At 30.8% G+C, this 13,576-nt stretch carries 13 protein-coding genes and 5 tRNA genes; 1 reads left to right on the top strand and 17 read right to left on the bottom strand.

Going from position 1 to position 13,576, the window contains the following annotated elements:
- Positions 1-2 precede the first annotated feature (2 nt).
- From nusG to BW723_RS10095, 17 genes are all read right to left on the bottom strand, one after another.
- The gene (gene nusG, locus BW723_RS10175) at positions 3-551 is read right to left on the bottom strand and encodes a transcription termination/antitermination protein NusG (protein WP_068357679.1); all 549 of its coding nucleotides are present in this window, start codon (positions 549-551) and stop codon (positions 3-5) included.
- A 10-nt stretch (positions 552-561) separates the two neighbouring features.
- Positions 562-750, bottom strand: a complete 189-nt coding sequence (gene secE / locus BW723_RS10170) for a preprotein translocase subunit SecE (protein ID WP_015480735.1) — start codon at positions 748-750, stop codon at positions 562-564.
- 18 nt (positions 751-768) lie between these two features.
- Positions 769-841: transfer RNA gene (locus BW723_RS10165), tRNA-Trp, on the bottom strand.
- Positions 842-919: 78 nt separating this feature from the next.
- Entirely contained in the window at positions 920-2,107 is a 1,188-nt protein-coding gene (gene tuf / locus BW723_RS10160) for an elongation factor Tu (protein WP_068357682.1), read from the bottom strand.
- Positions 2,108-2,167: 60 nt separating this feature from the next.
- Positions 2,168-2,240 (bottom strand) — tRNA-Thr (locus BW723_RS10155).
- An 18-nt stretch (positions 2,241-2,258) separates the two neighbouring features.
- Positions 2,259-2,331 (bottom strand) — tRNA-Gly (locus tag BW723_RS10150).
- Between the two features lie 14 nt (positions 2,332-2,345).
- Positions 2,346-2,427 (bottom strand) — tRNA-Tyr (locus BW723_RS10145).
- A 37-nt stretch (positions 2,428-2,464) separates the two neighbouring features.
- A tRNA-Thr gene (locus BW723_RS10140) sits at positions 2,465-2,538 on the bottom strand.
- 106 nt (positions 2,539-2,644) lie between these two features.
- Positions 2,645-2,953, bottom strand: coding sequence for a ribosome hibernation-promoting factor, HPF/YfiA family (gene hpf / locus BW723_RS10135; RefSeq protein ID WP_068357685.1), 309 nt, complete (start codon positions 2,951-2,953; stop codon positions 2,645-2,647).
- Positions 2,950-3,846 carry a tyrosine-type recombinase/integrase gene (locus BW723_RS10130; RefSeq protein ID WP_068357690.1) on the bottom strand — a complete coding sequence of 299 codons (897 nt, stop codon included), beginning with the start codon at positions 3,844-3,846 and terminating at the stop codon, positions 2,950-2,952. Before BW723_RS10130 ends, hpf begins: the two co-directional genes overlap by 4 nt.
- Before the next feature lie 195 nt (positions 3,847-4,041).
- The gene (rpsU, locus tag BW723_RS10125; RefSeq protein WP_015480739.1) at positions 4,042-4,239 is read right to left on the bottom strand and encodes a 30S ribosomal protein S21; all 198 of its coding nucleotides are present in this window, start codon (positions 4,237-4,239) and stop codon (positions 4,042-4,044) included.
- 368 nt (positions 4,240-4,607) lie between these two features.
- On the bottom strand, positions 4,608-5,774 hold the full coding sequence (locus BW723_RS10120) for an acyl-CoA dehydrogenase family protein (protein WP_068357693.1): 1,167 nt from the start codon (positions 5,772-5,774) through the stop codon (positions 4,608-4,610).
- Between the two features lie 18 nt (positions 5,775-5,792).
- Complete coding sequence (locus tag BW723_RS10115; RefSeq protein WP_068357698.1) at positions 5,793-6,704, bottom strand: helix-hairpin-helix domain-containing protein; 912 nt, start codon at positions 6,702-6,704, stop codon at positions 5,793-5,795.
- 9 nt (positions 6,705-6,713) lie between these two features.
- Positions 6,714-8,300: an alanine/glycine:cation symporter family protein gene (locus BW723_RS10110; RefSeq protein ID WP_068357701.1), complete on the bottom strand. Its 1,587-nt coding sequence runs from the start codon at positions 8,298-8,300 to the stop codon at positions 6,714-6,716.
- 90 nt (positions 8,301-8,390) lie between these two features.
- The gene (gene rfbD / locus BW723_RS10105; RefSeq protein WP_068357704.1) at positions 8,391-9,290 is read right to left on the bottom strand and encodes a dTDP-4-dehydrorhamnose reductase; all 900 of its coding nucleotides are present in this window, start codon (positions 9,288-9,290) and stop codon (positions 8,391-8,393) included.
- A 1-nt stretch (position 9,291) separates the two neighbouring features.
- Complete coding sequence (locus tag BW723_RS10100; protein ID WP_068357707.1) at positions 9,292-10,290, bottom strand: potassium channel family protein; 999 nt, start codon at positions 10,288-10,290, stop codon at positions 9,292-9,294.
- A gap of 3 nt (positions 10,291-10,293) precedes the next feature.
- A complete protein-coding gene (locus BW723_RS10095) occupies positions 10,294-10,521 on the bottom strand; it encodes a PspC domain-containing protein (RefSeq protein ID WP_068357710.1) in 228 nt (75 codons plus the stop codon).
- Between the two features lie 226 nt (positions 10,522-10,747).
- On the opposite strand from BW723_RS10095, the gene uvrA reads away from it, so the two are divergent.
- Positions 10,748-13,570, top strand: coding sequence for an excinuclease ABC subunit UvrA (gene uvrA / locus BW723_RS10090; protein ID WP_068357712.1), 2,823 nt, complete (start codon positions 10,748-10,750; stop codon positions 13,568-13,570).
- Positions 13,571-13,576 lie beyond the last annotated feature (6 nt).

Below are 13,576 nucleotides of genomic sequence, written 5' to 3'. Positions count from 1 at the left end.
AATTATATCTTTTCTACTTGCATATAACTTAATTCTAATGGAGTTTTTCTTCCGAATATTTTCACCATTACTTCAAGTTTACGCTTTTCTTCATTTACTTTTTCTATAGTTCCGTCAAATCCATTAAAAGGACCATCTACAACTTTTACAGTTTCTCCTTGGTTATAAGGAATTGCAATATTTTCATCTTGCACAGAAAGTTCATCGACCTTACCTAACATTCTGTTTACTTCAGACTTTCTCATAGGCACAGGCTCACCACCTTTTGTTTCACCTAAAAACCCAATAACACCAGTAATTGCTTTGATAACGTGAGGAACCTCACCTGATAGATTAGCCTCTACCATAATATACCCCGGAAAATAAACTCTTTCTCTATTAACTTTTTTTCCGTTTCTTATTTGAACCACCTTTTCTGTAGGTACAATAACCTGATTTACATAATCAGATAAACCTACTCTAGAGATCTCTGTTTCAATATAATTTTTAACTTTATTCTCTTGTCCTCCAATGGCTCTAACAACATACCATTTCATCACTGAATCAGCCATAATTTATTTCTTAAAATAATTTGAAAAAGTTATCTAATCCAGTTTGAAAAACATAATCTATACCAGCAACTGCTAATGCGAATACAATTGTAAAAACAGCTACAGTAACAGTAGTTTTTTGGGCATCTTCTTTAGATATCCAAGTCATATGGTTACTTAATTCGTCAAAAGAATCTTTGATATATTGTATAAAGTTCATCTTACTTATTTTGTTTTGCACGGATTGAGGGGCTCGAACCCCCGACACCTGGTTTTGGAGACCAGTGCTCTACCAACTGAGCTAAACCCGTCTCTATTATTTATTCATAAAGGCGTCCCATTAAAATGGGACACCCTTTGAATTTATATATAATTAGTAAACTAAAATATTAGTCTAATAACTCAGTAACCTGACCAGCTCCTACTGTTCTACCTCCTTCACGGATTGCAAAACGTAAACCAACATTTAATGCGATTGGCTGAATTAAGTCTACTGTAATTGTTAAGTTATCTCCTGGCATAACCATTTCTACACCTGAAGGTAAATTAATTGTACCTGTAACATCCGTAGTTCTTACATAAAACTGAGGACGGTAGTTGTTATGGAATGGAGTGTGACGTCCACCTTCTTCTTTCTTAAGAACATAAACCTCTGCTTTAAACTTAGCATGAGGAGTTACAGAACCTGGCTTACAGATTACCATACCTCTTTTAATATCTTCTTTTGCAATACCTCTTAATAAGATACCTGCATTATCTCCAGCTTCACCTCTATCTAAGATTTGACGGAACATTTCAATACCAGTAATAGTAGAAGTCATTTTTTCAGCTCCCATACCAATAATATCAACAACATCCCCTGTATTAGCAATACCTGTTTCGATACGACCTGTAGCTACAGTTCCACGACCAGTAATTGAGAATACATCTTCTACTGGCATTAAGAAATCTTTATCAACCTCTCTTAAAGGCTCTTCAATCCAGTTATCAACTGCTTCCATTAATTCTAAAACAGTATTAACCCATTTTTCTTCGCCATTTAAAGCACCTAAAGCAGATCCAGAAACAACAGGTCCTTCATCACCATCGTATTCATAGAAAGATAATAATTCTCTTACCTCCATATCAACTAACTCTAAAAGCTCTTCATCATCTACCATATCAACTTTGTTTAAGAAAACAACGATACGTGGAATACCCACCTGACGACCTAATAAGATATGCTCTCTAGTTTGAGGCATTGGACCATCTGTAGCAGCAACAACTAAGATTGCACCATCCATTTGAGCAGCTCCTGTAACCATGTTCTTTACATAATCCGCGTGACCTGGACAGTCAACGTGTGCATAGTGACGATTAGCAGTTTGATACTCTACGTGAGAAGTATTAATTGTAATACCTCTTTCTTTTTCTTCTGGTGCATTATCAATCTGATCAAAAGATCTAGCTTCAGAGAATCCTGCATCAGCTAATACTTTAGTAATAGCCGCAGTTAAAGTTGTTTTACCGTGATCTACGTGTCCGATTGTACCAATATTTAAGTGAGGTTTCGAACGGTCAAAAGTTCCTTTTGCCATAATTATTGATTTTAATTCTTAGTTTAAATATATTTAGTGTCTAATAATACTTTTTAAATGAGCCAATGACGGGATTTGAACCCGTGACCTCATCCCTACCAAGGATGCGCTCTACCAACTGAGCTACACCGGCTTTGTTGATTTTTTTTTGAGCGAAAGACCGGGTTCGAACCGGCGACATTCAGCTTGGAAGGCTGACGCTCTACCAACTGAGCTACTTTCGCAAAATGTAAATTTGTGGGGAGAGCAGGATTCGAACCTGCGAAGACGTAGTCAACGGAGTTACAGTCCGTCCTCGTTGGCCGCTTGAGTATCTCCCCTTCAATTTACTATTTTAATGAACTTATATTGTTTTTGAGCCGATGGAGGGACTCGAACCCACGACCTGCTGATTACAAATCAGCTGCTCTAGCCAGCTGAGCTACATCGGCTTTTGTTGCACAAAAAACAACCCGCTATTTCTAACGGATTGCAAATGTATAAAGTTTTTTTACATTTAAAAACTTTTTTTAATCTTTTTTTATTTTTTTTTAAAATTTAAGAAATCAATGAATCTCTATGCTTTTCTTTTGATCTTTTTAATTGCCTTTTTAAATTATCTACAGCCGCATTAATACCTTCTTCAAAAGTTTTAGTTTCTCTTTTTATAATTAACTCACTGCCAGGAATATTAATTTTTACTTCTGTAATTTTATTTTCTTTATCACTTGTATTTTGAACCTTTAAAAAAACTTCTGCATCAACTATCTTGTCATGAAACCTACTTAAAGTTGATACTTTCTCGTCTACGAATTTAATTAATTCTTTGTCTGCATTAAAATTAACGGATTGTGTGAATACTTTCATACTTCATTGTTCTTTTTGTTGCTCCTAGGGTGAGCTTGATTATACACTCTTTTAATTGTCTCTAAACTATTATGAGTATAGACTTGTGTTGAAGCTAAAGATGAATGCCCTAGCAATTCCTTAACTGAATTTAAATCTGCCCCTTCATTTAAAAGATGTGTCGCAAAGGAATGTCTTAAAATGTGAGGGCTCTTTTTCTCTTTAGAAGAGACTCTACTAAAGTAAGAATTTATTATTCTGTAAACAAGATTTTCATAGATTTTATTTCCTTTTTCTGTGATAAAAAGCTCTTCTATACCTACAGAAAATTCTTGCTTTAACCTTAAATATTGAATTAGTGTTTGACTTACAGATTTTAACAGAGGAATATACCTTTCTTTATTTCTTTTTCCGAGAACTTTTATTGTACTATCTGATAAATTAATATCTCTTTCTTTTATATTGATAAGTTCTATTCTTCGAATTCCTGTGGAATAAAAAAGCTCAACAATTAATCTATTTCGAACGGAAGTAAAATCGCTTTGATCTGAAACTAAATTTATAACTTCATTAATTTCTTTACTATTAAAAGGTACTTGAATCTTTTTTTCAACTTTTAGAGCTTTGTGTTTTGATAGTGGATTAATTTCAATATGATGTGTTTTCTGAAGATATTTGTAAAAAGACTTTAAAGAACTCACCTTTCTATTAATTGAACGATTAGAAATTTTTAAATTAACCAAAGAAACAATCCAAGTTCTGATTTGGTTATAATGTACTTCTGATAAGTTTTCTTGATTAAATTCAATTTCTAAGAAATCTCTAAATGAAATTAAATCGTTTTTATATGCTGTAACCGTATTGTGAGCATATTTTTTTTCTAGCGATAAATATTCTAAGAAAGAATCTATCATTTAGTTGATAATAATTTATGAGATTTTTAATTTATTTTAAACAATTAGTACAATTAGTTGAAATCTAATATTATTAAAATATTGCATTATTCACCAAAACAACTGTGGTCTTTTGTAAAATTACAAAAAATTACCCATAAAAAAACTCGTATCAAAATTATTTGATACGAGTTTGTATTTTGCTTTTCGGTTACATTAACCTACTTCTTCTTGCGTTCTTAATCTTTGTACGTATGAAGCTTTTATTCTTTGAGCTCTTTTAGCAACAGATGGCTTTGTAAAGTTTTTTCTGTTACGTAAGTTTTTCATAGTCTTTGTTCTGTCAAACTTTCGTTTATAACGTTTTAAAGCTCTATCTATATTCTCTCCTTCTTTTACAGGTATAATTAACATTGGTTGGCACCTCCCTTCATAAGTATCTTATATATTTTTAAAAACAGTTAAACTGCTGATTTATAATTTTTGGACTGCAAATGTAATTATTAATTATGAATTACAATTTTTTATTTCAATTAATTTTTGAAGTAACTTTTTGCGTTAGGGATTGAACGACCTGTTTGAGCTCTTTTGAGGTACGAAAAAAGCGAGTAGTGAAAGCCCGACCTTTAGGGAACGTTATAAAAATAGTTGGCAGTATCCAGTATTCAGTTGTGAGTTGTAAGTTTAAAGTCAAATTAAGTGGCTGGCTTGTATTCTTTTTTGTCGATAACCATTTTTGCGATAATTGAAAATAATTTTCACAAAAATCATTATCAAAATTACTATGTTGCCGGCTTGTATTCTTTTTTATCGATAACAATTTTTGCGATAATCTCTTTTAAGATTTCTGATGTACCACCACCAATTGGCCCTAATCTACTATCTCTTAATAAACGTGCCATCGGATAATCTTCCATATAACCATAACCTCCTAAAAGCTGAAGTGCATCATAAATTACTTCGTCTGCCATTTTCGTTGATAACAATTTAGACATACTTGCTTCTTTTACCACATACTGTCCATTATCTAATCTTTTGGTAATTGAATAGTTGTATTCTCTACACATATCTACTCTACTTGCCATTTCTGCAATTTTATGTCTTAAAACCTGAAAACTATCTAAAGATTTACCAAAGGCAATTCTTTCTTCCATATATTTAAGTGCATAATCTACTGCATATTCTGCTCTTGCGTGTGCATTTACACCCATTAGCAATCTTTCTAAAGCAAAATGTTGCATTATATAAGGAAAACCTTTGCCTTCTTCTCCTAATAAATTTTCTACTGGAATCTCTACATTATCAAAAGCGATTTCTCCTGTATCTGAAGCTTTCCAACCTAATTTATTAAGCATTGTTGCAGATAACCCTTTTGAATTTCTATCAACTATAAAAATACTTATACCTTTATATTTATCGTTTGGATCTGTTTTTGCAGCCACAATTAAATAATCTGAAAGCACACCATTTGTAATAAATGTTTTTGAGCCATTTAATATATACTTATCTCCTTTTTTAATTGCCGTAGATCGCATACCTGCCACATCTGAACCTCCAAATGGTTCTGTGATGCACAAACAGCCAATCATATCTCCGTGAACACTTGGTTCTAAATATTTTTTCTTTTGAGAATCGTTACCTTCTTTATTTAAGTGTGTCATTGCTAAATATTCGTGCGCCCACATTGCTGCAGCAAATCCGCCAGAATTAATTTTTTGCATTTCTTCTAAGAAAATAACAGTATAAAATAAATCTAAATCTAAACCTCCATATTCTTCTGGAGTTGATAATCCGAAATAACCCATTTCTCCAAACTTTTTCCAGATGAAACGATCTATAGTTCCAGTTTTCTCCCATTTATCGATATAAGGTACAACTTCTTTCTGTAAAAATTCTTTGAAACTAGCACGAAAAGCATCGTGTTCTTCAGTAAAATACATACTGTTCATTGAGCAGGATTTTTTTATTTATTCAGCCAACAAATATAAGGTTATTCTATCATACAAATCTAAAGGAAAACCCTTGATATTTTTTAATTCTGATATATCTTGTAGCTCAGCAACTTCATCTCTATAATTAAATATCATTTTACACAACTGGTAATCTATGTACGGATTTTTTAATAATTGTTTGAATTCCACAGTATTTACATTCACTTTTTTAATAATAGGTTGCTCTACAATTTTAAAAACTGAGAGTACTTTATCTGCAACTTCTTTTTCTAAACCCCAAACTTCGTACAATTGATCATCCAAAGAAAATCCTTGTAATTTAGAACGATACTTAATAATTCTTTCAGAAAAAGCGGCACCAATTCCGTTAATGGTTCTAAAATCTTCTGCTATTGCTTTATTAATGTCTGTGGTTGAAACTATTTTCTTTTTGTAATTGTACTTTTTAGAATTAATGAAAGTATTAGAATTGGTATTTGAAGTATTTTTTTGATTCTTATCATTTCTTGCTACAACCCAATCTGGGAATTTAAAATAAGGAGATATTTTTGCCAGTAAAGAATCTGAAACCTTAGTTACTTTTTGAAATTCTTCTTTAGAGTTGACAAACTTGTTTGTTTTTCTAAAGGATAGTAATCGATCAATTTCTTTTAAAGACATCCCTAATTGTTCGCCTTTATAATCTGTAATGTAATTGGGGTTGAAAGGATAAATCTTAGGCTTTCTGTTTTCTATTTCGACTAACTTTAAACTGTCTATTTGATTTTGAAAAGCGATTAACTCTGGTTGATTAGTATCTATTTTTTCATCATCAAAAAGAATATCAGAAAAAATAAATATTTGAAGAATAATGATAAATATAGCCAATAAAAAAATCCCATTTCTTTGGCTTTTGTTATACCAGAAATGGGATTTTAAAATTTTCATTTTTATATTTTATGCTTTAGTACTTTTTATAGCATCCATATATTTTGTTAACTCCGCTTTTACTTTAGGAGCTAATAAAATTAAACCAATCATATTTGGTACCATCATTGCAAAAACCATTGCATCAGAAAAACCAATTACAGAACCTAAACTTGCAGCTGCACCAATTACAACAAATACACAAAAGATTACTTTATAAGTATATTCCATTTTTTTAGATCTACCGAATAAAAATACCCAACCTTGAAAACCGTAATAAGACCAAGAAATCATTGAACTAAATGCAAATAAAACTACTGCTACAGTTAATACATAAGGGAACCAAGAAATTGCAGATTCGAAAGCACCAGAAGTTAATAAAATTGCTTGCGCATCGTTTAAAGAAGCATTTTCTGCAGCAACATTACCAGTAATAATTAATACTAAAGCTGTCATTGTACAAACCACAACTGTATCTATAAAAGGTTCTAATAAAGCAACCATACCTTCACTTGCTGCATATTTTGTTTTTACTGCTGAATGCGCAATAGATGCAGAACCAATACCTGCTTCGTTAGAGAAAGCTGCTCTTCTAAATCCTTGCACTAAAACTCCTATTGCACCCCCTGCAATTCCTTCTGGACTAAATGCTCCTGTAAAGATTTGAGAAAATGCATCACCCACCATACTAAAGTTGGCAAATATTACAAATAACGATGCAGCAACATAAATTGCTACCATAAAAGGTACAATCTTATCTGTTACTTTCGCTATTTTTTTGATTCCTCCAATAATTACAATACCTACAAGAATTGCCATTACTAAACCAAATAACCAACCTTTACCGTGGATAAATGATTCTGTACCACCTGTAATATTTTCAACTAATTGAAAAGCTTGATTTACTTGAAACATATTTCCACCTCCAAAAGAACCACCAATTACAAAAATTGCAAAAAACACGGCTAAAACTTTACCTAGAGTTTTATTTTTTAATCCTTTTGTTAAATAGTACATTGGTCCACCATATACAGTTCCATCAGCTTCAATATCTCTATATTTTACACCTAAAGTACACTCTACAAATTTTGATGCCATTCCTAAAAACCCAGCAACAATCATCCAAAAAGTAGCACCTGCACCACCAATGGAAACTGCAATTGCAACACCTGCAATATTACCCAAACCAACAGTTGCAGAAAGCGCTGCTGTTAATGCTTGGAAGTGAGAAACCTCTCCACTATGCCCTTCTACTCTAATTGTATCAGGATTATCTTCTTCGTCTGTAAATTCTGATTTTGCAATTTCTACTTTATGATCTTCTCTACCCTCTAAACTATCGTATTTACCTCTAACAATATTTATTGATGTAAAAAAACCTTTAAAATTGATAAAATTGAAGTAGAACGTAAAATAAGTTGCTCCTAAAATTAGCGGAAATAAAACCCAATAAATACTTATTGTATCTGTAAACGGAATTTGATAAAAGATAAAATCCACAAACCAACCTGTTGCATTACCAAATGCCTCATCTATTTGTTGATCTAACCCTTTTTCTTGGGCAAAAGTTAATATTGGTGCTGCTAAAAGCAACAAAGAAAGAAGTTTTTTCTTCATAATATTTGTATTGTTAGTTTTAAATTTACTGATGTGCAATATCATAAAAAAAATGATGTTTTAAGAATTTTTGAACGTTAAATGTCATTTTTACATTAACTTTTCTTTAAATCTGCGCAAATCTTCTTCAAATGAATTTGGATAAAATTCTAATTCTTTATTTGTTTTAGTTAAATCGAAACCTGTTTTAGCGGGTCTTTTTGCTATTTGATTTAAGGTTGATGATGATATAGGTTTTATTAAACTTTTATCTAAATTAAAAACCTCTGCAACTTGTTGTGTAATCTCAAAAACACTTAATAATTTGTTTGATGAAATATGATAAATTCCTTTCGCCTTTTTATCCATAGAAATTTTACACGCCATTGCCAAATCATCTACAAAAGTTGGCATTCTGTATTGATCGTTTACAATTGTAATTTCTTTTCCTTGCTCTAACATACTTATTACCCAAAGCACAATATTACTTCTGCTCATATCAAATACTTTTCCGTAAACTAAAATGGTTCTTAGAATTGCATAGTTTATATTTGAATCTAATAAAATTTCTTCTGATTTTAATTTTGATAATCCATAATAACTTAACGGATTTGGAGCATCTGTTTCTTTATAATATCCTTTTTTACCATCAAAAATAAAATCTGTAGAAAGATGAATTATATGTGTATTTATTTCTGATGAAACCTCAGCCAACCATTTTACAACAGTAATATTTAATAAATCGCAAGCTTCTTTATCATTTTCGCAAGCATCAACCTGAGTCATTGCTGCTGTATTTATGATAAAATCAGGTTTAATTTCTTTTATGGAGTTTTTAAGATTTTCTTCTTTAGTAATATCAATAGAAACATAAGTAAAATCTTCTCTTCCACTTCTATTTTCACCTCTAGAAAATCCAAAAACCTTGTAATTTTCTTTATCCTGCAATAATAATTTTAGCAAAGACTGCCCTAACAATCCATTACTACCTGTAATTACAACTTTATTCATTTTAAAATAACTGTCTGAGTTTTGTTATTTGTTCTGGTCTGCCTAAAACAATTAAGTGTGAACCATTTATTAAAACTGAACCTGCTTCTGGATTTATAATATAATCTTTATCTGGATTTCTAAAACCAATTACTGTACAACCCGTTTTTCTTCTTAAATCTAAATCTAAAATAGTTTTACCTATATATTTTACAGGCAATTCATCAACATCAATTTCCTCTAAATTCGCAGTAGTTTCTCCTTCTATGGTTAATCGATCTACAAACTCAATTACATCTGGAGTAGTAACTAAAGAAGCCATATGATTACCACCTAATTTATCTGGCATAATTACATTATCTGCACCAGCAATTTTTAATTTGCTGTAAGAACTTTCATCAGAAGCTCTACTAATTATTCTACAATTTTTATTTAATTGACTTGCTGTTAAAACTATAAAAAGATTATTAGCATCAGAAGGTAATGCCGCAATTAATGCTGTTGCTTTAAGAATACCTGCATTAATTAAAGTTTCATCTAAAGTTGCATCTCCATGAATATTTAGCAAACCTTGTTCATCTAACAAAGCTATCATTTCTTTATTTTTTTCTACAACAACAAAATCTTTATTATAATTTTGGAGTTTTACTATAGCTTGTTTTCCATTTCTACCATAACCACAAACAATTGTATGCCCTTCTAAATGTGCTATTTGTTTTTCCACTCTTCTATGTTTAAAATGTTCAAAAAATTGTCCGCTAACCAAATATTCTGAAAATGCTGATACTGCATAACCAAAAATAGTAATACTCGTTAAAATTAAAAAAATTGTAAAAATTTTATCTTCTGGCGTAAAAGGTTGCACCTCACCAAAACCGACTGTTGTTACAGTAATAACAGTCATATAAAGCGCATCAATAAAAGAATAATGCGACAAAAGCATATAACCAACAGTTCCGACAGTTAAAATTGAAACTACTAAAAAAAGTATCTTATAAATTTTAGATGCTAAAAACCCCATAAATTATAAATCAAAAACAGATGTTCTTTTGGTATAAACTAAATCTTTCAACTTCATTAAAAAAGCTAGTGTTAAATACAATCCAAAAGATAAACCTACCGTAAAAAAAGTTACATAAACAAAATATATACGTACGTTTTTTGCTCTAATCCCTAAACGATCTGCCAATCTAGAAAACACACCAAAACCGTGTTTTTCAAAAAAATGTCTAATGGAATGTATAAAATTCATTTTAAAAACTTTTAATGCAATATACTATAATGAGTTCATTTATCTTAAAAATCTCTAAAATTAAGTTTGATAAAAATTTAATATTAAAAATTAGAATTCGTTAAGAAAAGCGATTTAAACTATTAATTTAGAAAAAATATTATTTCTCGTTTAGGCAATAGTAGCATTTTAATAAAAAAGTAATACAGATTGATTAACTTTGCATCTTTGCAAAATTTCCTATTTATTGAAAGACCAAGAATATATTGAAGTTTACGGAGCAAGAGCTCATAATTTAAAAAATATTGATGTAAAAATTCCGCGAGAAAAACTAGTTGTAATTACTGGTTTAAGTGGTAGTGGAAAATCTTCATTAGCCTTCGACACCATTTATGCTGAAGGCCAAAGACGTTATATAGAAACTTTTTCTGCATACGCCAGACAGTTTTTGGGCGGTTTAGAAAGACCTGATGTAGATAAAATTGATGGACTTTCTCCAGTGATTTCTATTGAGCAAAAAACGACAAACAAAAGTCCGCGTTCTACAGTAGGTACCATTACAGAAATTTACGATTTTCTTAGACTTTTATTTGCAAGAGCTGCAGATGCTTATTCTTACAATACTAGCGAAAAAATGGTTAGCTATTCTGATGAGCAAATAAAAGAGCTAATTCTTAAAGATTTTAAAAATAAAAAAGTTGCAATTTTAGCACCATTAATTAAATCGAGAAAAGGACATTATAGAGAATTGTTCGAACAAATTTCTAAACAAGGTTTTTTAAGAGTTCGTGTTAATGGCGAAATTAGAGAAATAGAAAAAGGAATGCGTTTAGACCGATATAAAACGCACGATATTGAAGTAGTTATTGATCGACTTTTGGTAAACGAATCATCAGAAAAAAGATTAGACGAAACTATTAAAACAGCTTTATATTCTGGTAATAATATAATGATGGTTATTGATATTGATGATGAAAAGCCTCGTTATTTTAGTCGTGAATTAATGTGCCCAACAACAGGAATTGCATACCCAAATCCTGAACCAAATACTTTTTCTTTTAACTCGCCAAAAGGTGCTTGTAATAAATGTAATGGATTAGGTATCACTCAAGAAATTAACTTAAAAAAAGTGATTCCTGATGATACAATTTCGATAAAAAATGGCGGAATTGCACCTTTAGGAGAACAGAAAAGTAGTTGGATTTTTAAACAAATTCAGAATATTGCAGAACGTTATCAATTTAAATTAACAGATGCAATTAAAGATATACCCAAAGAGGCTTTAGAAATAATTTTAAATGGCGGTAATGAAACCTTTAAAATTGAATCTAAAACTGTTGGTGTTACTAGAAATTACAAAATTGATTTTGAAGGTATTGTTGCATTTATAGAAAACCAATATAAAAATGCAGAAAGCACAAGCATAAAACGCTGGGCAAAAGGTTTTATGGATGAAGTTACTTGCTCTGTTTGTAATGGAAAGAGATTAAAAAAAGAAGCACTTCATTTTAAAATTACTGACAAGAACATCAGTGATTTAGCACAGATGGATGTTACTGAATTAGCATCTTGGTTTTCTAAAATCGAAAAAAACTTATCAGAAAAACAACTTACAATTGCATCAGAAATATTAAAAGAAATAAGAACTCGTATTCAGTTTTTATTAGATGTTGGTTTAGATTATTTAAATTTAGACAGAACCTCTAAATCACTTTCTGGTGGCGAAGCGCAAAGAATCCGTTTAGCAACACAAATTGGTTCGCAATTGGTTGGAGTTTTATATATTTTAGATGAACCTAGTATTGGTTTACATCAAAGAGACAATCAAAAATTAATAGATTCTCTAATTAAATTAAGAGATGTTGGTAATTCTGTTTTAGTCGTTGAACACGATGAAGATATGATGAAAAAAGCAGATTACGTTTTAGACATTGGTCCAGGTGCAGGAAAACACGGAGGAGAAATTGTAAGTATTGGTACTTATGATGAAATTATAAAAAACGAAACTTTAACTACAGATTATTTAACGGGTAGAAAAGCAATTATAGTACCTAAAAAACGTAGAGAAGGCAATGGAAAAACCATTAAATTAAAAGGTGCAACTGGTAATAATCTTAAAAATGTTTCTGTTGAATTTCCTTTAGGACAAATGATTTGTGTTACAGGAGTTTCTGGTAGTGGAAAATCGACATTAATCAACGAAACACTTTACCCAATTTTAAACAAACATATTTATAGAGGTGTAAAAAAACCAATGCCTTATAAAAAAATTGAAGGTTTAGAAAATGTTGATAAAGTAATTGATATTGATCAATCTCCTATTGGAAGAACACCAAGATCTAACCCAGCTACTTACACCAAAACTTTTGATGAAATTAGAAGTTTATTTGCAAAAACTCCAGAAGCTGCTATTCGTGGTTATAAACCTGGGCGATTTTCTTTTAACGTAAAAGGCGGACGTTGTGAAACTTGTCAAGGAGGTGGAGTTCGTGTAATTGAGATGAATTTTTTACCTGATGTACAAGTAGAATGCGAAACTTGCCAAGGAAAACGTTTTAACAGAGAAACTCTAGAAATTAGATACAAAGGAAAATCTATTTCTGATGTATTAGATATGACTATTGAAGATTCTACCGATTTTTTTGAGAACATACCTAAAATCCACAGAAAATTAAAAACGATTAAAGATGTAGGTTTGGGTTACATAACTCTTGGACAACAATCTACAACACTTTCTGGTGGTGAAGCACAGCGAATTAAATTGGCATCAGAATTATCTAAAAGAGACACAGGAAATACATTTTATATTTTAGATGAACCTACAACAGGTTTACATTTCGAAGATATTAGAGTATTAATGGAAGTACTTAACAAACTAGCAGATAAAGGAAATACTGTTTTAATTATAGAACACAATTTAGATGTTATTAAATTGGCAGATTATATTATTGATGTTGGTATGGAAGGTGGAAAAAAAGGAGGAAAAATTTTAGCTACTGGAACTCCAGAACAAGTAGCAAAACATAAAACAAGTTATACTGCTAAATTCTTAAAAAAGGAATTGGCTTAATTAAAT

It is taken from the genome of Polaribacter reichenbachii, assembly GCF_001975665.1.
In the GTDB taxonomy this organism is placed as follows: Bacteria; Bacteroidota; Bacteroidia; order Flavobacteriales; family Flavobacteriaceae; genus Polaribacter; species Polaribacter reichenbachii.
Note: the sequence above shows the minus strand (reverse complement) of the source record. Positions and strands in the feature narration are given on the sequence as shown.

Excerpts from the sequence above, each read along its gene's own strand:
- BW723_RS10110 (WP_068357701.1), bottom strand. The coding sequence starts at position 8,300 with ATGAAGAAAAAACTTCTTTCTTTGTTGCTTTTAGCAGCACCAATATTA.
- BW723_RS10095 (WP_068357710.1), bottom strand. The coding sequence starts at position 10,521 with ATGAATTTTATACATTCCATTAGACATTTTTTTGAAAAACACGGTTTT.
- BW723_RS10130 (WP_068357690.1), bottom strand. The coding sequence starts at position 3,846 with ATGATAGATTCTTTCTTAGAATATTTATCGCTAGAAAAAAAATATGCT.
- rfbD (WP_068357704.1), bottom strand. The coding sequence starts at position 9,290 with ATGAATAAAGTTGTAATTACAGGTAGTAATGGATTGTTAGGGCAGTCT.
- BW723_RS10120 (WP_068357693.1), bottom strand. The coding sequence starts at position 5,774 with ATGAACAGTATGTATTTTACTGAAGAACACGATGCTTTTCGTGCTAGT.
- tuf (WP_068357682.1), bottom strand. The coding sequence starts at position 2,107 with ATGGCAAAAGGAACTTTTGACCGTTCGAAACCTCACTTAAATATTGGT.
- rpsU (WP_015480739.1), bottom strand. The coding sequence starts at position 4,239 with ATGTTAATTATACCTGTAAAAGAAGGAGAGAATATAGATAGAGCTTTA.
- secE (WP_015480735.1), bottom strand. The coding sequence starts at position 750 with ATGAACTTTATACAATATATCAAAGATTCTTTTGACGAATTAAGTAAC.
- BW723_RS10115 (WP_068357698.1), bottom strand. The coding sequence starts at position 6,704 with ATGAAAATTTTAAAATCCCATTTCTGGTATAACAAAAGCCAAAGAAAT.
- nusG (WP_068357679.1), bottom strand. The coding sequence starts at position 551 with ATGGCTGATTCAGTGATGAAATGGTATGTTGTTAGAGCCATTGGAGGA.
- hpf (WP_068357685.1), bottom strand. The coding sequence starts at position 2,953 with ATGAAAGTATTCACACAATCCGTTAATTTTAATGCAGACAAAGAATTA.
- BW723_RS10100 (WP_068357707.1), bottom strand. The coding sequence starts at position 10,290 with ATGGGGTTTTTAGCATCTAAAATTTATAAGATACTTTTTTTAGTAGTT.